This is a genomic window from Amycolatopsis sp. NPDC003865 (genome assembly GCF_053605345.1).
In genome coordinates, this window is record NZ_JBSGJA010000002.1 from 495,544 (window position 1) to 517,073 (window position 21,530).

Here is a 21,530-nt window from a genome sequence, read left to right on the forward strand (position 1 = left end):
CCGGTGTCCTCCTCCCGAGGAGGTGCCGTGACGACCACCGCTACGCCGCTCGACGACGCGACCCTCGTCGGGCGCGCCAAAGACGGCGATGTGCAGGCCTACGAACAGCTCGTCCTGCGCTACCAGGGGCCGATGTTCCGGCTCGCCGTGAAGATGCTCGCGCACCGCGGGGACGCCGAAGACGTCGTGCAGGAGGTGTTCCTCAACGCCTGGCGCAAGCTCGGCCAGCTCGGGGACGACGCCGCGTTCGTCGGCTGGCTCTACCGGGCCACCACGAACCGGTGCCTCAACGCCATCCGCGCGCGCAAGCCGCAGGCGGACGTCGACCTGGACACCGCCGAGTCGCCGCGGGCGGACCTGCAGCCCGAGCGGGCCGCCCAGGTGAGCGGTCAGCTCGCGGCGTTGAACGCGGCGCTGGAACAGCTGACACCCGAGCAACGGGCGTGCTGGCTGCTCCGGGAAGTGCACGGCCGGTCCTACGAAGAGATCGGCGAAGTCGTCGGCGCGAACGCGACCGCGGTGCGCGGCCGGATCGCGCGGGCCAGGGCCCAGCTGGCGGAGGTGATGAAGCCATGGCGATGACGGACTACGAGCTGCCCTGCGAACGCGACGTCGAGCAGGTGTGGGAGCGGCTCGACGCGGTCGGCGCCGGGCTGGCCGACGAGCACGAACTGACCTGCCCGCACTGCCGGGCCGCGCGGGAAAGCCTGCTGGCGCTGCGGGAAGCGACGGCGGAACTGGTGGTGGAGGACGACGTGCCGCCGGCCTTGTTCGGCCGGATCATGTCCGCCGTGCGGGCCGAGGTGCGGCGCGGCTCGATGGTCGCGCTGCCGACCCCGGAACCCGGGTTCGTCGAGATCAGCGAGCAGGCCGTCGCGGCCGTGCTGCGGTACGCGGCGGACACGGTCGACGGCGTCCGGGCCCGGCGCTGCCGGATCCGCACCCTCGCCGAGGGCGGGGTCGAGGTCGAACTCACCCTCGCGGTGAGTCTCCGGAACGCTACCGGCGGTGAAGCGTTGGCGATGGTGCGGGAGCGGGTGACCGCGGCGGCCGCGGCCCGGGTCGGGCTGACGCTTGCGAGGCTCGACCTGCTCGTGGATGACATTTTCGAAGAAGACGCTGTCGGGGAGCCAGGGGAATGAGCGTTGAGTACGTCATCGCCGATCCGGTGATCGCCAGCGTGGCGGCGAAGGCGGCGATCACGACACCCGGCGTGGTGCGGCTCGAGCCGGGCCTGCGCGGCCTGGTGACGGCGTGGACGCGGGCCGCCCGCCAGCGCTGGAAGGGGCTCGACCCGGCGCCGGCGGACGGTGTCCGGGTGCGCACCGCGGACGGCCGGGTGACGGTCGAGGTCGACCTGGTCACGTCGGCGGCCGACCAGGCCGCGGCGGTGGGCCGGGCGGTGCAGCGCTCGGTCGGCCGGTTCGTCGCCGAGCAGACGGGCCTGGCCGTCGACGGGGTTTCGGTGTCCATCCTGGACATCGAGCCCCGGTGACCGGCGCCGAAGCCGTCGAGAAGATCGTCGGCGCCCTCGAATCCGTGGACGGCCTCCGGCCGGCGACCCCGATCTCCCCGGAGACGACGTGGCTGCCGGTCGACTGGGCCGGCCAGGCCGTCGACCTCTCGGCCGAAGTCGTCCAGATCCGCCTCATCGCCACGCGGCTGCCGATCCCGCCGCTGCTGGAGCAGGCCGCGGCCGTGGTGCGCCCGGTGCTGGCGGGCACCGAGTGGGAAGGCGCGCGGCTGCGGCTGGTCGTCACCGATCTCGACGGCGCGGCCTTCGGGAGACCCACGTCACAGTGATCACCTCCCGTCCTCAGGGTCCTTGCTTACGAAGGACCGAGACACCAGGGAGGACCACGATGACCGCCACGGCCGAGAAGACCGAGACCACCGCCCTCGTCACCAAGCAGGGCACCACCACGATCGCCGACACCGTCGTGCAGAAGATCGCCGGGCTCGCCGCGCGCGAGGTCAGCGGTGTGCACGACCTCGGTGGCGGCGCGGCGCGCGCGTTCGGGGCGCTGCGCGACCGCATCCCGGGCGCGTCGGCCAGTGCCGGCCAGGGCGTCTCGGTCGAGGTCGGTGAGAAGCAGGCCGCCGTCGACCTGCAGATCCTCGTCGACTACGGCGTCGCCATCGCCGACCTCGCGCGGTCGGTGCGCCGCAACGTCGTCACCTCGATCGAGCAGATGACCGGGCTGCAGGTCGTCGAGGTGAACATCAACGTCAGCGACGTCCACCTGCCCGGGGACGAGGCACCCGCGCCGTCCGACCGGGTCAGCTGATCCGGCGTACCGTCGGGGGCGTGGAAGAGCCGTCGAAGCCCGACGAGCCGCCGGACCGGCCCGGGCACACCCCGCCGTGGAAGAAGCCGCAGCCGTACCCGCACGAGGAGCCGACGCAGTACCCCGCGAAGCGCCCGCCGGAATTCCCACCGGGTGTGACGCCTCCGTCACCGCCCAGGTGAAAGGGTTGCTCCGCAGGGTTGAACATCACACACCCGGGCACTCTTAGGGGCGGCCGAATCCGATCAGCGGAGTAAAGTCGCTGGTAGGGGTCGGTGAAGGGGGCGTGCGGTGGCGAAGTTCCTGGCGGACGTGACAGTCGCGGTACACATCCTGGCCCTGCTGCTCATCGGTTTCGGCGGCTTCCTCGCCTGGCGCTGGCCCAAGCTGATCTTCGTGCACCTGCTGGGCGTCGCCTGGGGTGTCCTGGTCAACGTGGCGCCGGTGCCGTGCCCGTTCACCGCGCTGGAGAACTTCTTCCGGCACCAGCAGGGCCTCGGTGACCTGCCCGGCGGGTTCAACGCCTACTACCTCTACGACACGGTGTTCCCGCGGGCGTGGCTGCCGGTGATCGGCGTCGTCGCGATCGCGGTGGTCGTCTACTCCTACGTCGGCGTCTACCACCGCTGGCGCCACCGCGACCACAGCGAAGACGCCCGGACGCACCGGGTCCGCCTGGGCTGAGCGACAATCGGGGGGTGAGCACCTCCCCGGACGCCGGTCCCACCGAGTGGGTGGCCCGCGAAGAGGTCGGCGTCGGCCCGTGGCCGGGTGAGTGGCCGTCGGACGAGCGGTACGACCCGGACCTGCTGCGCGACGGCGACCGCCGCAACGTCGTCGACGCGTACCGCTACTGGCGCCGCGAGGCGATCGTGTCCGATGTGGACGCCCGGCGGCACCCGTTCCACGTGGCGATCGAGAACTTCCAGCACGACCACAACATCGGCACGGTGGTCCGCACGGCGAACGCCTTCGCGGCGGCGGAGGTGCACATCGTCGGCCGCCGCCGCTGGAACCGCCGCGGCGCGATGGTGACCGACCGCTACCAGCACCTCCGTCACCACGACGACGTCACCGGGCTGGTGTCGTTCGCGGCTTCGCAAGACCTGGCGGTGGTGGCCGTCGACAACACGCCGGGGTCCGAGCCGGTCGAGACGGCGACGCTGCCGCGCGAGTGCGTGCTCGTGTTCGGCCAGGAGGGGCCCGGGTTGTCCGAGGCCACGCGCGAAGCGGCGTCGCTGACGGTGTCGATCGCCCAGTTCGGGACGACCCGGTCGATCAACGCGGGCGTCGCGGCGGGGATCGTCATGCACGCCTGGGTCCGGCAGCACGCCGACCTGTCGACGGCCTGGTAGCTACGCCGGCGCGACCTCGACCGGGATGCCGTTCAGCACCGAGGTCCCCGACGGCACGTCGAGCAGCGTCTCGTCCGCGACCAGGTTCGAGTTGACCCCCGGGTTCGCGCTCGCCACGCGGGTCCGCGCGCCGTCGACGTCGTGGCCCCAGCCGTGCGGGATGCTGACCACGCCCTGGCGGACCTCGTCGGTCACCTCGACCGGCACCTCCAGCTTGCCCGCGCGGGACGTCACCGACGCCAGCGCGCCGTCGATGAGGCCGAGGCGCGTCGCGTCGGCCGGGTGGACCAGGACCGTGCAGCGGTTTCCGCCGCGGACCAGCGGCGCCAGGTTGTGCATCCACGAGTTGTTCGAGCTCAGGTGGCGCCGCCCGATCAGCACGAGACCGTCGTCCGCCGGCTTCGCCAGCTCGTCGCGCAGCCGCGGGACGTCTTTGACCACCGGTTCCGGTGCCAGCTCGATCCGCCCGGACGCCGTGCACAGCACCTCGGGGATCCGCGGCTTGAGCGGCCCGAAGTCCATTCCGTGCGGCGCGGCTTCGAGGTCGGCGAGCGTGACGTCGTACGGCCCGGCGCGCAGCAGCAGGTCCACCAGCCGCGCGGGCCCGGTGCGGTCGCCGGTGACGTCGAGCTTGTTCCGGCGCGCGGTTTCGGCGGCGACGAAGTCGTCCAGCGCGGCGACGTCCGCCTCGGGGCCCTGACCGGTGACGATGCCGGTGAGCCGCAGCATGGTCTCCCACTCCTGCGGCAGCTGCGACGGCAGCGTCGCCGGCGTCCAGTTGGCGACGTTGCGCACCGAGAGCTGGTAGAACGCCAGGTCGAAGTGCGGCCGTTCGAGCGGCGACGGGCCGGGCAGGATGACGTCGGCCCGGCGGGACGTCTCGTTGAGGTAGACGTCGACCGAGACCATGAAGTCGAGGGTCTCGAGGGCCGCGGCGAGCCGCCCGGCGTTCGGTGTGCTCAGGCACGGGTTGCCGCTGACCGTGATCAGCGCGCGGACCTGGCCCTCGCCCGGGGTCTCGATCTCGTCGGCGAGCGTCGCGACCGGCAGTTCGCCGACCACCTCGGGGTAGCCGCGCACGCGGCTGCGCCAGCGCCCGACGGCGAACGGCCGCCGGTTCCCGGTCGGCTGGCACGCGGCCAGGGGGAACATCGCGCCGCCGGGCGCGTCGAGGTTGCCGGTGAGCACGTTGAGGACGTCGACGAGCCAGCTCGCGACCGTGCCGAACGTCTGCGTGGTGGTGCCGATCCGGCCGTAGACGACGGCGTTGTCGGTGGCCAGTTCGAGCGCCATCCGGCGGATCTCGGCCGCGTCGATGCCGGTGCGCGGGGCGACGGCCTCGGGCGTGAACGGCCGGGCCAGCTCGCGGACCTCGTCGAGCCCGCTGAGGTGCTCTCCCAAGCGCCCGGGGTCGACGCGGTTCTCCGTGAACAGGACGTTGACCAGCGCGAACAGCAGCAGCGCGTCGGTGCCGGGCCGGATGGCGTGGTGCTCGTCGGCGAACGCGGCGGTGCGCGTGCGGCGCGGGTCGACGACGACGATCTTGCCGCCGCGCTCGCGGATCCCGCGCAGCCGGCCGCGGATGTCCGGCGCGGTCATCAGGCTGCCGTTGGAGACGAGCGGGTTGGCGCCGAGGATCAGCAGGTGCCGCGTGCGGTCGAGGTCGGGAACGGGGATGGCGAGCGGGTCGCCGAACATGGTGCCCGCCGAGTAGTGCTTCGGCAGCTGGTCGACCGACGTCGCGCTGTAGAAGTTCTTGGTGCCCAGCGCTTTGTAGAGCACGCGGCCGTAGAGCGTCAGCGCGATGTTGTGCACGCCGGGGTTGCCCGCGTACACGGCGACGGCGTCGCGGCCGTGCTCTTCGAGGATCGGCGGGAGGCGGCGGGCGATCTCGTCGTAGGCCTCCTGCCAGCTGACCTCGACGAACTCGCCGTCGCGCTTGAGCAGCGGCGCGGTCAGCCGGTCGGGGTCGTGGTGCAGCGCCCCGAGCGACGCGCCCTTCGGGCAGATGTAGCCCCGGGAGAAGACGTCGTTCTGGTCGCCGGTCACGCGGGTGACCTGCTGGTTCGCGTCCAGCGTCACTTCGAGGCCGCAGGTGGCTTCGCACAGCGGGCAGGTCACGTGGGCCGTCGTCATGACAGCCCAACATACCGAGCGGTATGTCGATGGGCAAGGCACGATTGCGACATGGACGTCTCGGCTGCCGAACACGCGGTGACCTCACGGCACCTGCGCCGGGTGTGGGCGCTGCCCGGCACGGTGCTCGGCCGCAGCGGCTGGCCACCGTCGCCGGGCCAGCGGCTGCACTGGCACTGGAACTACTGGTGGCAGGCGCACCTGCTGGACACGCTGGTCGACGCCCAGCTGCGCGCGCCTTCGGCTTCGCGCCTGGCCCTGATCCGGTCGTTCGTGCGCTCGGTGCGGCTGCGCAACTTCGGGCGCTGGACCAACGACTACTACGACGACATCGCGTGGCTCGGCCTTGCGCTGCAACGGGTTCAGTCCCTCGGCATCGACGCCGGCCCGGCACTGGCGGCGATCGACACGCAGCTGCTGTCCGGCTGGACGTCCGCGGCAGGCGGCGGCATCTGGTGGCGCCGCGGGGACGACTTCAAGAACGCCCCGGCCAACGGCCCGGCGGCGATCTTCCACGCGCGGTCGGGCAACCTCGCCCGCGCCCGCGAGCTGACGGACTGGCTGACGTCCACTTTGGTCGATCCCTCGACGGGTCTCGTCCGGGACGGCATCCGCGCGGACACCGGCGAACTAGTGGAGCACATTTACACGTACTGCCAAGGGGTTTACCTGGGGGCGTGCCTTGAGTTGTCCGAAATGGACAATGCGGCCCGCACGGTGCGCGCGGTGGCTTCGCACTGCGCCCCCGGCGGGGTGATCCGCGGTCAAGGCGGCGGCGACGGCGGCTTGTTCGGTGCGATCCTGGCGCGGTACCTGGCGTTGGCGGCCCGCGCGTTGCCGGGCCCGGAAGCCGCGATCGCCCGTTCGCTGGTGGTGGCCTCGGCGGAGGCGTGCTGGTCGGGAGCGGCCGAAGGGCCGGTGTTCAGCGCGTACTGGGACCGCCCGGCGCCGTGGCCGCTGCCGGAGGACGCCCCGGAACGGGACCTGTCGGTCCAGGTGGGCGGCTGGATGCTCCTGGAAGCGGCGGCGACGCTGTCACCAGACGTCGCCGGCCCGCCAGTCGGCGGTTAGCTCCCCGGCCAGGTCGAGCGACACCCGGCCGGGGAAGACGTAGACGCCGCCGTCGTCGTCCTCGGTGCGCCGGCGCCCGGCCGGCGTCAAGGCGAAGGTCGGCCCGCGCCACCGTTGCCAGCCCCGGCCCGCGTACAGCGGCGCCCCGGCCCGGCTGGCACTCAGCGCGCCGACCTCGTACCCGGGCAGCAGCTCCTCCATCGCCGCCATCAACGCGCTCGCCACCCCGCGCCGCCGGTGGTCCGGGTGCACCGCGACGCCCTCGACGTAGCCGGTGTTCAGCACGCGATCGCCGTGCAGCAGCCGGCGTTGCACGAGCGAGGCGTGCCCGATCAGCTGGTCGCCGTCGAAGGTGAGGGCGTGCATGCCGCCGAGGGTGTTCTCCCAGCCCGGTGGATCGAAGTCCGCGAACGCGCCTTCGAGCAGAGCCCGGACGGCTTGCAGGTCGGCGGGCGGCAGCTGGGCGGTGTGCGCGAGTCTGACCACCTCGCCATTCTCCCGCTACGGGCGGGTCAGTTCTGGACGCCTTCCTTGCGCGGGTCGAGGTCGATCCCGGCGCGCTTGCGGTCCTCGCCGGTCTCGCGCCAAGCCTTGATCGCGTCCTCGAGCCGGGCTTTCTGCTCCGCATCGCTCGCCGCGTACTTCTCCGCCGCCTTCCTGATGCGATCGGACGCCAGGAGGTACCGCGCGGTCGTGTTCCGGAAGAACGACTCGATGTCTTCCCGCAACGCGATCAACGCCGTGTCCGCCGCGGTGGGCACGACGCCGCGGCCGACCAGCTGCCCGTCGGCGTAGGACGCCTCGGCGACCTTGCTCAGCACCGAGCGGGAGTAGATGTCGGCGGCGTCGACGCAGAGCTGGGCGATTTCCATGACCACGGCGACGTCGACGGCGAACCGGCTCGACGCGGACGGGTCGCTGTCGTCGCCGTCGGGGCTGCTCTTCGTGAAGTCGTAGAGCTCCAGCACCGTGCGGTCGGCTCCGGCGATCCGCTGCCGGATGCCCGTGATGGCCCTCTGGTAGTCGGCTTCGGCCGCGGTCAGGTCCTCGTGAAGGCCGCGGACGGCGGCATCCATGTGCGCGAAGAAGCCGCTCAGCTGCGGGAACTTCAGGTCTTCGTTCGGCTTTCCCTCGCGGAGGTTCAGCGCGAAGTCGATCAGGGTCAGCGCGGTGCCGATGCTGCCCGGCGCCTCCTCGCCCAACGCCGTGGCAACCGTCGAGACGATCCCCCACACCTGGCTGGCGGCGTTCACGGCGACCTTGTCCGTTGGCGTGTCCCCCGACGCCGGGGCGGCCTCGAAGAGGTCGCGGGTGGCCTGCCCGATGAGCTGCAGGGCGTTGTTCCGGGTGGCGTGGATCGTCGTGGCCCGCACGGAATAGCAATTGGCCAGCCACCGCACGAGCACGCTCTGGTTCTTCAGCGCCGGCCCGACCGTCGAGAGGAAGCCGCCTTTGATGCTGTTCGCCGCGAGCCCGGTCCAGCCGGCCAGCCACGCCCGGTTGGTGTTGCCGTCGTCCCTGGTGGAGAGCTTGTCGACCATGCCGGGCAGGGTGTAGGCGTCGATGGAACCCTCCGGGTGCAGCGTCCCGTCGGCGTTCAGCAGGCTTTGCCGGGCGTCCTCCAGGAACGACAGTTCCGGTCCGCCTGCCAGATCCGGGATCGCGGCCGCGAGCTGCTCCCGCTTGGCCCACGCCCAGTCACCGACCTGGGAGAAGACGTCCGCCGCCCGGCATTCGACGTACTTCGCGTCCGGGACGCTCCACCCGTCGCAGGGTGCGGCCGGCCGGTTGGCGGGTGTGCTGTCGTTGACCGCCCAGGTGACGATCGGGCAGTTCGTCAGGTGACCTCGCGACTCGACCGGAACCTGCCACCGGGCGGGCTCGGGCGCGGCGTCGATCCGGCTCGTTCCGCCGCGCAGGGTCTGCCCGGCGTCCCGGATCCAGCGGCGTTCCAGCGTCTGCCAGTAGTCGTTGAGCGCCGCCGACAAGGAAGCCGAGTAAACGCTTCCGCTCAGGTACTGCCCGCTCATCGCCGCATCTCTCCCCGTTCGCCTCCGTCGAGCGCGCCGAGGGTAGCAACGAAGTGACGCATTCAGGCCAATTGTCACTCCCGGGCGTCCGGAAGTGGCCAGTGTCCGCTCAGCAGCCGCAGGAGGCGCCGTGCAGGAAGCGGGGCGTCAGGAACACCGACTCCGGCGGCCGGTCCGGGTCGGCCATGCGGGACAGCAGCAGCTGCACCGCCCGGCGCCCGAGGTCCGCGACCGGCTGGGCCAGTGTCGTCACCGCCGGGCTCACCCGGCGGGCCCACTCCATGTCGCCGTACCCGACCACCGCCAGCTCCGAGCCGATCCGGATCCCGCGGCGGTGGGCCTCGTACTGGACGCCGACGAGCATCGACTCGTCCGCCACCACCAGCGCCGTCGGGGAGGGCCAGCCGTCCAGGAGCTTCGCCGTCGCGCGGGCCGCGCCGCCCGAGGTCGACAGGCCGCACTCCACCAGCTCGCGGTTGAAGCGCAGCCCCGCCTGCTCCAGCCCCAGCCGGTAGCCGCGGACGCGCTCGCGGCTGGTCTCCAGGCCGTCGTCACCCGAGATGAACCCGATCTTGCGGTGCCGCCGCTCGGTCAGGTGGCGGACCAGCGAAGCCACCGCGTGCACGTTCTCCGTGCCCACCTGATCGACGTCGTTGCGAGCCGCCACCCGGTCGACCAGCACCGTCGGGACGCCCATCCGGACCAGGCCGTTGACCACCGCGTCGGCGCCCGCCGACGGCACCAGCAGCACGCCGTCCACCAGGTCCGCCCGCAGTGCGCGGACCACCGCCGCCTCTTCACTCGCGGTGTCGCCGGTGTCGGCGAGGGTGACGTCGCAGCCCGCCTGGGCCGCGGCTGCCCTGATCGAGCGCAGCAGCTCACCCGAGTAGGGGTTCGCGCTCGTACCCATCGCGACGCCGATCCGGTAGGTGACCGGGGGGTCCCACAACCGGAGCTCCGGCGAAAGTGCCGTCATAAGCCCTCGCAGACGCTCAGGCCGAAACGTAGCCGCTCAACCTCCACGCCGTGCCGGTAAAACTGCAGAATCACTGATGTGAGTGAACCGAGGGGCAGCCGCAGGACTCGCGGTGACGCAGAGTGGGTGCCAGCCGGACCGTCTCGGCCTTGCGTCCCGGGTCGTTGATCCGGGCCAGCAGCAGCCGGACCGCCTGCCGGCCGATCTCCTCGATCGGCTGCGCCATCGTCGTCAGCGGCGGGTCGACCAGGTCGGCCCACTCGACGTCGTCGTAGACCACCACCGGCAGGTCGCGGCCGATCCGGAGGCCGCGCCGCCGCGCCTCGTGCAGCACCCCGACCATCATGCTGTCGTTCCCGACGACCAGCGCCGTCGGCGGCTCGGGCAGCGCCAGCAGCTGGCTCAACGCCAGCGAGCCACCCTCGTGCGACGAGTTCCCGCAGGCCACGAGCTCGGACGACCAGGTCAGCCCGGACCGGCCGAGCCCGAGCCGGTAGCCCAGCACACGCTCCTCGCTCGTCGACAACCCGGGCGCGCCGCTGATCATCCCGATCCGCCGGTGCCCGAGCGTCCCGAGGTGCGCGGTCAGCGCCGAGGTCGCCTGGATGTTCTCCGTGCCCACCTGGTCGACGTCGGTCCGGGTGGTCAGCCGGTCGATCAGCACCGTCGGCACGTCCAGCGACACCAGCTCGCCGATCACCGGGCCGTCGCCCGGCGCCGGGGTGATCAGCAGGCCGTCGACGCGGCGGGAGCGCAGCGCCCGCACGGTGTCACGTTCCGTGTCCGCGGTGTCGTGCGTGTCGGCCAGCAGGACCGTGTACCCGTGCGCCGACGCCTCCCGCTCGATCGCCTGCATCAGCGTCGCGAAGTACGGGTTCGCGACCAGGGAGATCGCCATCCCGATCGACCGCGTCCCGCCGGTGACCAGCGAACGGGCGATCGCGTCGCCGGTGTAGCCGGTCGTCTCGATCGCCCGCAGGACGGCCGCCTTGGTGTCCTCCGCGACCGCCCGCGTCCCGTTGACGACGTGCGAGACGGTCGTGATCGAGACGCCGGCGAGCTCGGCGATGTCCCGCTGGGTCGGCCGCGATGATCTCGGCTGGGGCACGGCAATCCTTTCCGGCAAGCGTTTGCGCAAACGCTTGCGTCCACGGTGCAGTCTGTCTACCTTCCCGACCATCGGCAAGCTCCGACACGAACAAAGGGTGGGAACCCATGAGACAGCGAAGTCTCACCGCGGTCGTGCTGGCCGCCGTCCTCGCCGCGACGACCGGGTGCACGGTCGAACGCCACTGGGGCGGCAACACCAACACCGGCGGGAGCGGCAAGGCCAAGGTCGGCCTGGTCACGAAGACCGACACGAACCCCTACTTCGTCGAACTGCGCAACGCCGCGAGAGCGGCCGCGCAGGCCAACGGCGCCGACTTCAGCGCGCTCGCCGGCCAGTTCGACGGCGACAACGACGGCCAGGTCCGCGCCATCGAGAACCTGCGGCAGCAGGGTGCGAACACGATCCTGATCACGCCCAGCTCCTCCACCGGCGTCCTGAAGGCGATCAAGGACGCCCGTGACGCCGGCGTCCTGGTGATCGCCCTCGACACGGCCACCGAGCCGGCCGACGCCGTCGACGCCACCTTCGCCACCGACAACTTCGCGGCGGGCGAGCAGCAGGGCGCGTACGTCAAGGCCGCGCTGGCCGGCACCCCGCCCAAGCTGCTGATGGTCGACGGCACGGCGGGCAGCTCGGTCGACACCCAGCGCCACGGCGGCTTCCTCAAGGGCATCGGGCTCACCGACTCCTCGCCGGAGATCAAGGGCCACACCGCGGCCAACGGCGACCAGAGCCTCGCCCAGCAGGGCATGGAGAACCTGCTCCAGCGCAGCACCGACATCAACGCCGTCTACTCGATGAACGAGCCGATGGGCCGCGGCGCGTACGCGGCGCTCAAGGCCCGCGGGCTGACCGGCCAGATCGTGATGGGCTCGATCGACGGCGGCTGCGAAGGCGTCCAGAACGTCAAGAACGGGCAGTTCGCCGCGACCGTCATGCAGTTCCCGAAGAAGATGGCCGAGCAGGGAGTGCTCGCCGCCGTCGAATACGCCAAGACCGGCAAGAAGCCGTCCGGCTTCGTGAACACCGGGTCCGCCGTGATCACCGACAAGCCGCTGCCCGGCATCGAGAGCCACGATTCCGCGTGGGGCCTGCAGAACTGCTGGGGAGGCTCGAAATGACGACGGCGACAGTGTCCGCGAAGGAACGTGAGTCCCTCGGCGACTTCCTGCTGCGCGCGCCCGCGGTCGGCCCGGCGCTCGCCCTGGTCGTCGCGATCGTGGTGTTCTCCCTCGCCACGGACACCTTCTTCGACCTCGACAACCTGTCCACAGTGGTCCAGCAGTCGCTGGTCGTCGGGACGCTCGCGTTGGGACAGACACTCGTCATCCTCATCGCGGGCATCGACCTGTCCAACGCGTCCTCGATGGTCGTCGCGACGCTGATCATGGCGAAGCTCGCCGCGGCCGGCACGAACGGTTTCGTCGCGCTGCTCGCCGGCGTCGTGCTGACGATCATCGTCGGCATCTTCATCGGCGGCCTCGCCACGCGGATCAAGCTGCCCGCGTTCATCATCACGCTCGGCACGTTCACCATGCTGACCGCGGTGTCGAAGCTGATCGCCGGCGGCCAGGCCGTGCCGGTGACCGACGGGCTGCTGCAGTGGCTCGGCACCAAGCGCTACCTCTTCGGCGGCATCCCGATCACCTACGGCATGACGCTGGCGCTGCTGATGTACCTCGGCGTCTGGTACGCGCTGACGAAAACCGCGTGGGGCAAGCACGTCTACGCGGTCGGCAACGCGCCGGAGTCGGCGCGGCTGTCCGGCATCAAGGTCAACCGCACGGTGCTCTCGGTGTACATCGTGGCCGGGCTGACCTTCGGCATCGCGGCCTGGCAGGCGCTCGGCCGGACGCCGAACGCCGACCCGAACCAGTTCCAGCTCGGCAACCTCGACTCGATCACCGCCGTCGTCCTCGGCGGCACGAGCCTCTTCGGCGGCCGTGGCTCGGTGCTCGGCACGCTGATGGGCGCGCTGGTCGTGGCCGTGCTGCGGTCGGGCCTCACGCAGATGAACGTCGACGGCAACTACCAGGACCTCGCCACCGGGGCCCTGCTCATCGCCGCCGTCGTGGTGGACCGGATCGCGAGGAGGCAGCAGCAGTCATGACCGAACCCATCCTCCAGGCTCGCGGACTGGTCAAGCGCTACGGCCGCGTCACGGCCATCGACGGCGCCGACTTCGACCTCCTGCCCGGCGAAGTGCTCGCCGTGGTCGGGGACAACGGTGCCGGGAAGTCGTCGCTCATCAAAGCCCTTTCGGGCGCGGTGATTCCCGACGAAGGAGAGATCAAAGTGGACGGCAAGACCGTCCACTTCAAGTCCCCTTTGGACGCTCGTCACTACGGCATCGAGACGGTGTACCAGGACCTCGCCGTCGCGCCCGCGCTCGACATCGCGTCGAACATGTTCCTTGGCCGCGAGAAACGCCTGAGCGGGCCGTTCGTGCTGTTCCGCAAGCTCGACACGGCGACCATGCGGTCCGAGGCGCAGCGGATCCTCGACGAGCTGGGCATCAACATCAAGTCGATCACCCAGCCCGTCGAGACGCTCTCCGGTGGCCAGCGCCAGGGTGTCGCCGTGGCCCGCGCGGCCGCGTTCGGCACCAAGGCCGTGATCATGGACGAGCCCACCGCCGCCCTCGGCGTCGCCGAGTCCGGCAAGGTGCTCGACCTCATCGGCCGGATCCGCGACCGCGGCCTGCCGGTGGTGCTGATCAGCCACAACATGCCGCACGTCTTCGACATCGCCGACCGCATCCACGTGCACCGCCTCGGCAAGCGCGTCGCGGTCGTCTCGCCGAAGACGCACTCGATGAACCAGGTCGTCGGCCTGCTCACGGGTGCGTTGCGGCTCAACGAAAACGGCGAAGTGGAAGAAGCCGCCGCCGCGACCCACGTGGGCGGGCTGAGCTGAGGTGCGGGTGCTGCTGGCGGGTTTGTGCACCGTGGACGTCGTCCAGCGGGTCGACGAGCTTCCGGTGCCGGGCGAGAAGGTCCAGTCGCTGCGGGTGGACGTCGCGGCCGGTGGGCCCGCGACGAACGCCGCGGTGACGGCCGCCGCGCTCGGGGCCGAAGCGACCCTGCTGACCGTCCTCGGTGGACACCCGCTGGCGGCGCTCGCCCGCGCCGACCTCGAAGCGCACGGCGTCCGGCTGATCGACCTCGCGCCTTCGCTCGCGGACCCGCCACCGGTCAGCGCGGTGGCGGTCCGCGACCGCGACGGCGAACGCACGGTCGTCGCCCGCAACGCCGCGGACCGCCGCTTTCACGTGAAAGCGGCGCTTCCGGAGGCCGACGTGGTGCTCCTCGACGGGCACTACCCGGAGCTCGCGCTGGCCGTCGCGCGGGGCACGGAGGCGCCGGTGGTGCTCGACGCCGGGAGCTGGAAGCCCGTGCTCGACGAGCTGCTGCCCCTGGTCGACGTCGCCGCCTGCTCCGCGCACTTCACCGCGCCGGAACCGGGGCTGCACGCGCGGGGCGTCCCCACCGTCATCACCACCGCGGGCCCCGGGCCGGTGCGGTGGTCCACTGCGGACGGCGAGTCGGGTGAGGTGCCTGTCGCCGACGTGGAAGCGCGGGACACACTAGGTGCGGGCGACGTCTGGCACGGCGCCTTCGCCGTCGCCGTGGCCCGCGAACCGACGGTGACGAACCGGATCCGCTTCGCCAACGAGGTGGCCGCCGAACGGGTGCGGCATGTGGGACCGCGGTCGTGGACGACCGCGATCGCAGGAAGGAACAGGACATGACGGCGTTCGACGACCTGCTCGCTAGGGCCGAGGGCCTGACCGTGCGCGGGCAGCGCAACGTGCTGGGCATCATCGGCGCGCCCGCGTCCGGCAAGACCACGCTCGCGTGGGCGCTGGCCAACGCGCTCGGCTCGCGCGCCGCGGTGGTCGGCATGGACGGCTTCCACCTCGCGCAGGTCGAGCTGCGGCGGCTGGAGCGCACCGAGCGCAAGGGCGCGCCCGACACGTTCGACGCGGCCGGCTACTACCACCTGATCCGCCGGCTCGCCGAAGGCCGCGAGACGGTGTACGCGCCGGAGTTCCGCCGCGAGATCGAGGAGCCGATCGCGGGCGCGGTGGCCGTGCCGCCGGAGGTCCAGCTGGTGATCACCGAGGGCAACTACCTGCTGCTGCCGGACGACCCGTGGAGCGGCATCCGGCCGCTGCTGACCGAGGCGTGGTTCCTCGCGCCGGACGAGCCCGAGCGGATCGAACGGCTGGTGTCGCGCCACCGCCGCTACGGCCGTTCCCTGGTCGAGGCCCGGCGGCGCGCGCTGGGCTCGGACCAGCGCAACGCCGACCTGATTTCGCAGACGCGTGACCGAGCCGACCTGGTGCTGGAGAACCTGCCGCTGGCGAACTTCGCGATTTGACGCTCATCGTCACGGGCGGCAGCCGGGGGATCGGCGCGGCCATCTGCACGCTGGCGGCTTCGCGCGGCCACGACGTCGTCGTGAACTACTCCGGTGATCCCGGACCCGCTCGCGAAGTGGCTGACGTCGTGCGGGCGTCCGGCCGTCAGGCGCTGGCGGTGCGCGCGGACGTCTCGGTCGAGGACGACGTCCGCGCGCTGTTCGACGCGGCCGCGGAGCTGGGACCGGTGACGGCGCTCGTCAACAACGCGGCGATCGTCGGCAACACACCGGGGCGGCTCGACTCCTACGACGTCGAGGTCGTCCGGCGCACCCTCGACGTCAACGTGACCGGGGTGTTCCTGTGCTGCCGCGAGGCCGTCCGCCGCATGTCGACGCGCTACGGCGGCGAGGGCGGCGCGATCGTCAACATCTCCTCGACGGCGGCGCGCACCGGCTCGGCCGGCGAGTGGGTGCACTACGCGGCGTCGAAGGCGGCGGTGGACACGCTGACGTTCGGCTTGGCCCAGGAGGTCGGCGGCGAGGGCGTGCGGGTCAACTCGGTGCGGCCGGGGATGATCCACACCGGTCTGCACGCGGCCGCGGGATTGCCCGATCGGATGGCGAAGTACGCGCCGCAGATTCCGCTGGGCCGCGCCGGGCAACCGGCGGAAATCGCGGAAGCGGTGTTGTTCCTGCTGTCGCCGGCATCGTCGTTCACGACGGGAGCGGTGCTCGACGTCGGTGGCGGCCGGTGACCGATCAGGCACGCTCCGATAATTGGGAATGACCTTCGGTCACCGGCGTCCGCCTGCTGGGACGCCCGGAGACGGCGAGATCACGATCGGACGCGGACTTGGTCACCCTGGTTTCGGTCGGCGAACGCTGTGCAACTCTGGGAAGCCGCCACGCGAAAGGACGGCTTCGGAAGCCATGGCAAAACTCATGTCCGTGCACCACCTCGCGCTCACCGTGACCGACGTGGACCGCAGCGTGCCGTGGTACGTGCGCGTCCTCGACCTCGAGGAGGTCACCCGGCGCGAAGAGCCGGACACCGGGCTGCGCAAGGTCGTGCTCCGGTCCGCCGGGGACGAATTCTCCGTGGTGCTGGTCCAGCACGCGGACACCGGCAGACGCGGCTTCGACGAGCGCCGGACCGGGCTCGACCACGTCGCCTTCCGGGTGCAGTCGACCGCCGAGCTGGCCGAGTGGGAGTGCCGGCTCGCGGAGTTCGGGGTGTCGTACCTGCCCGCCGCGCCGTCGCGGACGTTCGAGGGTTCGAAGGTCGTGGTGTTCCGCGATCCGGACGGCATCCAGCTGGAAGTCTGGGCCGACCCGCAGTGACTCAGGCGCGGGCGTCGTCCCGCTCTTCGACCGGGCGGCGCATCTCCTGGCGGTAGCGCAGCACCCCGTAACCCGTTCCCACCACGAAGAACGCGATGCTGGCCCACAGCGCCACCGTCTTCAGCCACGGCAGGGCGTCCAGCAACCCCGCGCCGTAGTAGCCGAGCAGCACCAGCGTCGGCACCCACAGCAGCCCGCCCAGCGCCGTCGCCGCCAGGAAGCGGCGCGGGTCCATCCGGGCCGCGCCCGCGATCAGCGGGGCCAGCGTGCGGATCCACGGGATCCACCGGGCCGCCACGATCGCGAAGAACCCCTTGCGGTCCAGGAACCGCTGCGCGCGCTCCAGGGCCTGGCGGTTCAGCACCTTGCCGTCGCGGCGGGCGATCAGCTTCGTCCCGCTCGTGCGGCCGATGTAGTAGCCGATCTGGTTGCCGAGCACGGCGACGATCAGCGCGGCTCCCGACAGGAACCACGCGTTCGCGTCCGATCCGTGCTGCGCCAGCACCACGCCGGCCCCGAACAGCAGCGAGTCACCGGGCAGGAACAACCCGATGATCAGCGCGCATTCGACCAGCACGAAGCTCAGCACGATCACCCACACGAGCAGCGGCCCGGCGGTGTCCAGCCAGCTCACGCCGACGCCCGCGGCCTCGATGCTCACGACGTTCACACCGCGAGCCTACGTGGCCCAGGTGAACACCCCACGGCGAACGGTCGAATCGAGCTGTCCGGAATATTCAGGTTCTACGAACGGTGAAGGCCCCCTCACCGGCGGTGAGAGGGCCTTCCCGGAAACGGCTTCAGAACTGCGGCAGCGACTCGCCCTGCACCGCTTCGATGTCCAGCTCGACCTTCACGGTCGTCCCCACGGCCGCGACGCCGGCGCGGACCATCGCGCTGTAGTTGATCGCGAAGTCGTTCCGGTGCAGTGTCGTCTCGGCGTGGAACGCCACGCGCACGCCGCCCCACGGGTCCGGGCCCCAGCCGCCGTAGGTCAGCTCCAGCTCGATCTCGCGGCGCTCGCCGTGCAGCGTCAGGTCGCCGGCCAGCGTCCACGAGTCCACGCCGCGCTGGCGCAGCCCGGTGCTCGTGAACGTGATGACCGGGTGGACGTCGACGTCGAGGAAGTCCGGCGACCGCAGGTGGTCGTCGCGCATCTTGATGTTCGTGTCGATGCTCGCCGCCTTGATCTCGGCGTGCACCGACGACCGCTCCGCCGGGCGGCCGATCTCGATCCGGCCGGACACGTCCGGGAACCGCGCCTTGATGCTCGCGATGCCCAGGTGCCGGGCGGTCGCGACCACCGACGAGTGCATCGGGTCGATCACCCACGGCCCGGCGGGCGGCAGCTCGATCGCCTCGGCGACCGGGGCCAGCACGACGTCGCCGAGCGAGCCGGAGCCGTCCGAAGCGATCTGGACCATCCGGGCGACCGGGGTGTACCCGGCCGCCGTGACGACGGCGGTGTACGTGCCCGCCGGGAGGCCGCCGGTGACGACCTCCCCGCGGACGTCGGCCGCCTGCCGGGCGACCTGCCGCCCGGCCGGGTCGGTCACGGTGAGCACCGCGTGCTCCACCGCCCACCCCTCGGCCGTGCGGAAGGTCGCGCGCAAGCCGGTCATGACCGGTCGACCAGCTCGTCGAGGGCCTGGTCGTAGCTCAGCCGGACGTCGTGGCCCGCCTCGCCGCCGGTCAGCTCCACCTGGCTGGTCGCCGGCGGGTAGCCGCTCGCGACCACGGTGTACGCGCCCGCGGGCAGGTCGCTGACCAGGTACCGGCCTTCGGCGTCGGTCCGCGCCACGGCCGCCACGTTGCCCTCGGCGTCGAGCACGGTGATCCGCGCGTCCGGGACGACCCGGTCGCCCTCGGTCCGCGCGACGCCGCTCAGCTGCACCGAGCTGGACAGCTCGATGTCGTGGCGCAGCACGCCGCTGTCGGGCACGGTCAGCGTCACCGCGACCGGCCGGTGGCCCGCGCCGCTGGCGACCAGGGTGTAGGCCCCGGCGCCGACCCCGACGAAGGCGTAGGTGCCGTCCGTGGTCGTGATGAACGCGCCGTTCACCTCGCCGCGGCCGTCGGTCAGCGTCACGGTCACGTTCGCCAGCGGCGAGCCGGTGGCGGCCGCCCGGACGGTACCGGTCAGCTCGCCGGACCCGGTGAGCGTGACGTCGACCGTCGCCGGCCCGTTGCTGATCACGACGCTGGAGGCCTGCGGCTGGTGGCCGTGGGCCGACACGATGAGGACGTAAGCGCCCGGGCCCTGGCTGGGCACCGAGTAGCTGCCGTCCGCGGCGCCGGTGGCCCGCGCGACCTGGCGGCCGCGCTGGTCGATCAGGGTCAGCGCGGCACCCGGGACGTGGCTGCCGTCCTGGCGGCGGACGTGGCCGGTCACCGGCACGCCACCCGCGCCGACCGGGGTGTCCAGCTCGGCGTCGGCGACGGAGTTCGTGATCGGCAGCGCACCCGAAACGGCCTGGTAGTCACCGTGCCCGTTCGTGCTCAGCGCGTGCCGCCCGCCGCCGACCAGCGCCGGCTCGCGGTCGGCCGGCTTCACCGGCTCGACGATCTCGGTCGGCTCGTCCGCGTGGTCGTCCGCCTCGAGCAGCGCCTCGCCACCCTCCATGGCCGCCGCGGCCGGGGCCGCGTTGGTCAGCGGGATCTCCTTCATGAACAGCAGCACGACCGTGGCCAGCAGGGCCACGCCGCCGGCGATGTAGAACACCGTGGTGATCGAATCGGTGAAGCCGATCAGCACCGGGGTCCGGATCGCCTCCGGCAGGTTCTGGATGCCGCTGGTGTCGCCGGACAGGCTGCTGATGCCCGCCCCGGCACCGGCGGGCAGCTGCCCGCCGAACGCCTTGGTGATGTTGGGCAGCAGGGTGTTGAACAGGACCGTCAGGAAGATCGCGACACCCGCGGTACCACCGATCTGGCGGAAGAAGGTCGCCGACGCGGTCGACACACCCATGTCGCTGCGCGGGCCCGCGTTCTGCACCGCGATGATCAGCGTCTGCATGCACTGGCCGAGGCCGAGACCGATGATGGCGGCCGCGACCAGCGGGTGCCACAGCGGCGAGTCGTACTTGACCTGGGCGAAGAAGAACGCGCCACCGGCGATGAGGATGGTGCCGATGATCGGGAAGATCTTGTAGCGCCCGGTCTTCCCGGTGAGCCGGCCCGACACGATCGAGCTGGTCATGATGCCCGCCATCAGCGGCAGCATCAGCAGCCCGGACTCGGTCGGCGTGTAGCCCTGCACGACCTGCATGAACTGCGGGATCATCGTGATCGCGCCGAACATCGCGACACCGACGATGACACCGCCGATGATCGCCACGGTGAACGTCGAGTTCTTGAACAGCCGCAGCGGGATCAGCGCGGCGTCCTTCATCAGCTTCTCGACCACGATGAACGCGATCACGCCGACGCCGCCGATGACGTAGCAGAGGATCGACTTCTGGTCGCCCCAGCCCCACTTCTGGCCCTGCTCGGCGACGATCAGGAACGGCACGACCGCGACGACCAGCGTCAGCGCGCCCCACCAGTCGATCTTGTGCTTGTGCGGGGTGTGCGGCACGTTCAGGACCTTCGCCACGACGAACAGCGCGATGACGCCGATCGGGACGTTGATCAGGAAGACCCAGCGCCAGCCGTGCAGGCCGGCCAGGCTGTCGATGCCGGCGAAGAAGCCGCCCAGCACCGGGCCGAGCACGGTGGAGAGGCCGAACACGGCCAGGATGTAACCCTGGTACTTGGCCCGCTCACGCGGCGGCACGATGTCGCCGAGGATGGTCATGGCCAGCGACATCAGACCGCCGGCGCCGAGGCCCTGCACCGCGCGGAACGCGGCCAGCTGGTACATCGACTGCGCGAACGTCGAGGCCAGCGAACCGGCGACGAAGATCGTGATCGCGGCGAGGTAGAACGGCTTGCGGCCGTAGATGTCGGAGAGCTTGCCGTAGATCGGCGTGACGATCGTCGAGGTGATCAGGTACGCCGTGGTCGCCCACGCCTGCAGGTCGAACCCGTGCAGGTCGTTGGCGATCTTGACGATCGACGTACCGACGATCGTCTGGTCCAGCGCGGCGAGGAACATGCCGCACATCAGGCCGCTCAGGATCGTGACGATCTGGCGGTGGCTCAGCCGTGGTGGTTCCTTCGCCACGGGTTGGTCGACGGTGGTGGTACTCATGCGTTGGCCCCCTTGGCCGGAGCAGCGGCGGACGCACTCGCGTCGGCCAGCTGTGGAGAGTGGTTCTCGATACCTGTGTTGAGCCGGCCGAACAGCTTGTTCAGGGTCTGGATCTCCCCTTCGGTCCAGTCCCCGAGCACTTCGGCCAGCCACTGGTTGCGCTGCTTGCGGTTCTCTTCGAACACCCGCATGCCCTCGGAGGTCGGGGCGAGCAGGCAGGCCCGGCCGTCTTCGGGATCGGCCTGGCGCTCGACCAGGCCGTGCTGGACGAGCGAGCTCGACTGCCTGCTGATCGTGGAGATCTCGGAGTGGAGCGACTCGGCGAGCCTGCTGGTGCGCTGCGGGCCCTCGTGGATGAGGGTGAAGAGGATCGCGTAGGCCGCCCGCTCGATGCCGTCGGGACCCTGCTTGGACACCTGGGACTTCGCCTTGTTGATCAGGCGGACCAGGCGCACGAGCTCGTGCCCGAGCTGGTCGGCGAGGTCCAGTTCGGCTTTGGGCCGGGTGGCGGAGTTGTTCGGTGCCATGGATGGGGTTCCTTCACGGCGTTGGTTGGCGGCTGCAACTAGTTGCCTCAGGCAAGGATGTGCCTCAACCACCGGTTATGCAAGCGGGAGCCGGGTCGATGTGTCGGAACCCACTTTAGTTGTCACACGCAAGCAGTT

Annotated in this window: 24 protein-coding genes; 15 read left to right on the plus strand and 9 right to left on the minus strand. The window is 71.3% G+C overall.

The genetic code is table 11. The annotated features are described in order from the left end of the window. Positions 1–27: 27 nt before the first annotated feature. The 7 genes from ACWEVP_RS07255 to ACWEVP_RS07285 all read left to right on the plus strand — a co-directional run bounded on the left by ACWEVP_RS07255 (position 28) and on the right by ACWEVP_RS07285 (position 3,643). Positions 28–582 carry an RNA polymerase sigma factor gene (locus ACWEVP_RS07255; RefSeq protein WP_452061727.1) on the plus strand — a complete coding sequence of 185 codons (555 nt, stop codon included), beginning with the start codon at positions 28–30 and terminating at the stop codon, positions 580–582. Continuing rightward, positions 573–1,142 (plus strand): Asp23/Gls24 family envelope stress response protein, encoded by a 570-nt coding sequence (locus ACWEVP_RS07260; RefSeq protein ID WP_452061728.1) that lies wholly within the window; start codon positions 573–575, stop codon positions 1,140–1,142. The genes ACWEVP_RS07255 and ACWEVP_RS07260 overlap by 10 nt, the downstream gene beginning before the upstream one ends. Then, positions 1,139–1,495: an Asp23/Gls24 family envelope stress response protein gene (locus ACWEVP_RS07265; RefSeq protein ID WP_452061729.1), complete on the plus strand. Its 357-nt coding sequence runs from the start codon at positions 1,139–1,141 to the stop codon at positions 1,493–1,495. The genes ACWEVP_RS07260 and ACWEVP_RS07265 overlap by 4 nt, the downstream gene beginning before the upstream one ends. Continuing rightward, on the plus strand, positions 1,492–1,803 hold the full coding sequence (locus ACWEVP_RS07270) for a hypothetical protein (protein WP_452061730.1): 312 nt from the start codon (positions 1,492–1,494) through the stop codon (positions 1,801–1,803). Before ACWEVP_RS07265 ends, ACWEVP_RS07270 begins: the two co-directional genes overlap by 4 nt. 59 nt (positions 1,804–1,862) lie before the next feature. Beyond that, positions 1,863–2,288: an Asp23/Gls24 family envelope stress response protein gene (locus ACWEVP_RS07275; RefSeq protein ID WP_372667354.1), complete on the plus strand. Its 426-nt coding sequence runs from the start codon at positions 1,863–1,865 to the stop codon at positions 2,286–2,288. 291 nt (positions 2,289–2,579) lie between these two features. After that, the gene (locus ACWEVP_RS07280) at positions 2,580–2,972 is read left to right on the plus strand and encodes a DUF2784 domain-containing protein (protein ID WP_452061731.1); all 393 of its coding nucleotides are present in this window, start codon (positions 2,580–2,582) and stop codon (positions 2,970–2,972) included. Positions 2,973–2,986: 14 nt separating this feature from the next. Further along, positions 2,987–3,643: a TrmH family RNA methyltransferase gene (locus ACWEVP_RS07285; RefSeq protein WP_452061732.1), complete on the plus strand. Its 657-nt coding sequence runs from the start codon at positions 2,987–2,989 to the stop codon at positions 3,641–3,643. Here the strand turns inward: ACWEVP_RS07285 and ACWEVP_RS07290 are convergent, their stop codons facing one another. Beyond that, complete coding sequence (locus tag ACWEVP_RS07290) at positions 3,644–5,779, minus strand: molybdopterin-dependent oxidoreductase (RefSeq protein WP_452061733.1); 2,136 nt, start codon at positions 5,777–5,779, stop codon at positions 3,644–3,646. It abuts the gene before it with no gap. A 51-nt stretch (positions 5,780–5,830) separates the two neighbouring features. Here ACWEVP_RS07290 and ACWEVP_RS07295 point away from each other — a divergent pair, with 51 nt between their 5' ends. Next, a complete protein-coding gene (locus ACWEVP_RS07295; protein ID WP_452061734.1) occupies positions 5,831–6,850 on the plus strand; it encodes a glycoside hydrolase family 76 protein in 1,020 nt (339 codons plus the stop codon). Here the strand turns inward: ACWEVP_RS07295 and ACWEVP_RS07300 are convergent. The 4 genes from ACWEVP_RS07300 to ACWEVP_RS07315 form a co-directional block, all read right to left on the minus strand. Then, positions 6,815–7,336, minus strand: a complete 522-nt coding sequence (locus ACWEVP_RS07300; RefSeq protein WP_452061735.1) for a GNAT family N-acetyltransferase — start codon at positions 7,334–7,336, stop codon at positions 6,815–6,817. The genes ACWEVP_RS07295 and ACWEVP_RS07300 overlap by 36 nt on opposite strands. 26 nt (positions 7,337–7,362) lie before the next feature. Then, the gene (locus ACWEVP_RS07305; protein WP_452061736.1) at positions 7,363–8,880 is read right to left on the minus strand and encodes a hypothetical protein; all 1,518 of its coding nucleotides are present in this window, start codon (positions 8,878–8,880) and stop codon (positions 7,363–7,365) included. A gap of 109 nt (positions 8,881–8,989) precedes the next feature. Then, the gene (locus ACWEVP_RS07310) at positions 8,990–9,856 is read right to left on the minus strand and encodes a LacI family DNA-binding transcriptional regulator (RefSeq protein WP_452061737.1); all 867 of its coding nucleotides are present in this window, start codon (positions 9,854–9,856) and stop codon (positions 8,990–8,992) included. A gap of 70 nt (positions 9,857–9,926) precedes the next feature. Further along, the gene (locus ACWEVP_RS07315; RefSeq protein WP_452061738.1) at positions 9,927–10,964 is read right to left on the minus strand and encodes a LacI family DNA-binding transcriptional regulator; all 1,038 of its coding nucleotides are present in this window, start codon (positions 10,962–10,964) and stop codon (positions 9,927–9,929) included. 107 nt (positions 10,965–11,071) lie between these two features. Here ACWEVP_RS07315 and ACWEVP_RS07320 point away from each other — a divergent pair, with 107 nt between their 5' ends. The 7 genes from ACWEVP_RS07320 (at position 11,072) to ACWEVP_RS07350 (ending at position 16,673) form a co-directional block, all read left to right on the plus strand. After that, complete coding sequence (locus tag ACWEVP_RS07320; RefSeq protein ID WP_452061739.1) at positions 11,072–12,088, plus strand: substrate-binding domain-containing protein; 1,017 nt, start codon at positions 11,072–11,074, stop codon at positions 12,086–12,088. After that, complete coding sequence (locus tag ACWEVP_RS07325) at positions 12,085–13,077, plus strand: ABC transporter permease (RefSeq protein ID WP_452061740.1); 993 nt, start codon at positions 12,085–12,087, stop codon at positions 13,075–13,077. Before ACWEVP_RS07320 ends, ACWEVP_RS07325 begins: the two co-directional genes overlap by 4 nt. Next, the gene (locus tag ACWEVP_RS07330; RefSeq protein ID WP_452061741.1) at positions 13,074–13,883 is read left to right on the plus strand and encodes an ATP-binding cassette domain-containing protein; all 810 of its coding nucleotides are present in this window, start codon (positions 13,074–13,076) and stop codon (positions 13,881–13,883) included. Before ACWEVP_RS07325 ends, ACWEVP_RS07330 begins: the two co-directional genes overlap by 4 nt. A 7-nt stretch (positions 13,884–13,890) precedes the next feature. Beyond that, on the plus strand, positions 13,891–14,718 hold the full coding sequence (locus tag ACWEVP_RS07335) for a PfkB family carbohydrate kinase (RefSeq protein WP_452061952.1): 828 nt from the start codon (positions 13,891–13,893) through the stop codon (positions 14,716–14,718). Next, positions 14,715–15,350, plus strand: coding sequence for a nucleoside/nucleotide kinase family protein (locus ACWEVP_RS07340; protein ID WP_400866600.1), 636 nt, complete (start codon positions 14,715–14,717; stop codon positions 15,348–15,350). Before ACWEVP_RS07335 ends, ACWEVP_RS07340 begins: the two co-directional genes overlap by 4 nt. Continuing rightward, positions 15,347–16,087, plus strand: coding sequence for an SDR family oxidoreductase (locus tag ACWEVP_RS07345; RefSeq protein WP_452061742.1), 741 nt, complete (start codon positions 15,347–15,349; stop codon positions 16,085–16,087). The genes ACWEVP_RS07340 and ACWEVP_RS07345 overlap by 4 nt, the downstream gene beginning before the upstream one ends. A 175-nt stretch (positions 16,088–16,262) precedes the next feature. Further along, positions 16,263–16,673 carry a VOC family protein gene (locus ACWEVP_RS07350; protein ID WP_452061743.1) on the plus strand — a complete coding sequence of 137 codons (411 nt, stop codon included), beginning with the start codon at positions 16,263–16,265 and terminating at the stop codon, positions 16,671–16,673. Between the two features lies 1 nt (position 16,674). On the opposite strand, the gene ACWEVP_RS07355 is transcribed toward ACWEVP_RS07350, so the two are convergent. The 4 genes from ACWEVP_RS07355 to ACWEVP_RS07370 form a co-directional block, all read right to left on the minus strand. Continuing rightward, positions 16,675–17,343 (minus strand): DedA family protein, encoded by a 669-nt coding sequence (locus tag ACWEVP_RS07355; protein WP_452061744.1) that lies wholly within the window; start codon positions 17,341–17,343, stop codon positions 16,675–16,677. Between the two features lie 130 nt (positions 17,344–17,473). Then, a complete protein-coding gene (locus tag ACWEVP_RS07360; protein ID WP_452061745.1) occupies positions 17,474–18,295 on the minus strand; it encodes a YceI family protein in 822 nt (273 codons plus the stop codon). Then, complete coding sequence (locus ACWEVP_RS07365; protein WP_452061746.1) at positions 18,292–20,865, minus strand: MFS transporter; 2,574 nt, start codon at positions 20,863–20,865, stop codon at positions 18,292–18,294. Before ACWEVP_RS07365 ends, ACWEVP_RS07360 begins: the two co-directional genes overlap by 4 nt. After that, positions 20,862–21,392, minus strand: a complete 531-nt coding sequence (locus ACWEVP_RS07370) for a MarR family winged helix-turn-helix transcriptional regulator (RefSeq protein WP_452061747.1) — start codon at positions 21,390–21,392, stop codon at positions 20,862–20,864. The genes ACWEVP_RS07365 and ACWEVP_RS07370 overlap by 4 nt, the downstream gene beginning before the upstream one ends. Between the last annotated feature and the right edge of the window lie 138 nt (positions 21,393–21,530).

What these genes read in the sequence shown, in the direction of transcription:
- ACWEVP_RS07260 (WP_452061728.1), top strand. Translation starts at nt 573, where the DNA reads ATGGCGATGACGGACTACGAGCTGCCCTGCGAACGCGACGTCGAGCAG.
- ACWEVP_RS07265 (WP_452061729.1), top strand. Translation starts at nt 1,139, where the DNA reads ATGAGCGTTGAGTACGTCATCGCCGATCCGGTGATCGCCAGCGTGGCG.
- ACWEVP_RS07275 (WP_372667354.1), top strand. Translation starts at nt 1,863, where the DNA reads ATGACCGCCACGGCCGAGAAGACCGAGACCACCGCCCTCGTCACCAAG.
- ACWEVP_RS07290 (WP_452061733.1), bottom strand. Translation starts at nt 5,779, where the DNA reads ATGACGACGGCCCACGTGACCTGCCCGCTGTGCGAAGCCACCTGCGGC.
- ACWEVP_RS07295 (WP_452061734.1), top strand. Translation starts at nt 5,831, where the DNA reads ATGGACGTCTCGGCTGCCGAACACGCGGTGACCTCACGGCACCTGCGC.
- ACWEVP_RS07305 (WP_452061736.1), bottom strand. Translation starts at nt 8,880, where the DNA reads ATGAGCGGGCAGTACCTGAGCGGAAGCGTTTACTCGGCTTCCTTGTCG.
- ACWEVP_RS07310 (WP_452061737.1), bottom strand. Translation starts at nt 9,856, where the DNA reads ATGACGGCACTTTCGCCGGAGCTCCGGTTGTGGGACCCCCCGGTCACC.
- ACWEVP_RS07320 (WP_452061739.1), top strand. Translation starts at nt 11,072, where the DNA reads ATGAGACAGCGAAGTCTCACCGCGGTCGTGCTGGCCGCCGTCCTCGCC.
- ACWEVP_RS07325 (WP_452061740.1), top strand. Translation starts at nt 12,085, where the DNA reads ATGACGACGGCGACAGTGTCCGCGAAGGAACGTGAGTCCCTCGGCGAC.
- ACWEVP_RS07330 (WP_452061741.1), top strand. Translation starts at nt 13,074, where the DNA reads ATGACCGAACCCATCCTCCAGGCTCGCGGACTGGTCAAGCGCTACGGC.
- ACWEVP_RS07340 (WP_400866600.1), top strand. Translation starts at nt 14,715, where the DNA reads ATGACGGCGTTCGACGACCTGCTCGCTAGGGCCGAGGGCCTGACCGTG.
- ACWEVP_RS07350 (WP_452061743.1), top strand. Translation starts at nt 16,263, where the DNA reads ATGGCAAAACTCATGTCCGTGCACCACCTCGCGCTCACCGTGACCGAC.
- ACWEVP_RS07360 (WP_452061745.1), bottom strand. Translation starts at nt 18,295, where the DNA reads ATGACCGGCTTGCGCGCGACCTTCCGCACGGCCGAGGGGTGGGCGGTG.
- ACWEVP_RS07365 (WP_452061746.1), bottom strand. Translation starts at nt 20,865, where the DNA reads ATGAGTACCACCACCGTCGACCAACCCGTGGCGAAGGAACCACCACGG.
- ACWEVP_RS07370 (WP_452061747.1), bottom strand. Translation starts at nt 21,392, where the DNA reads ATGGCACCGAACAACTCCGCCACCCGGCCCAAAGCCGAACTGGACCTC.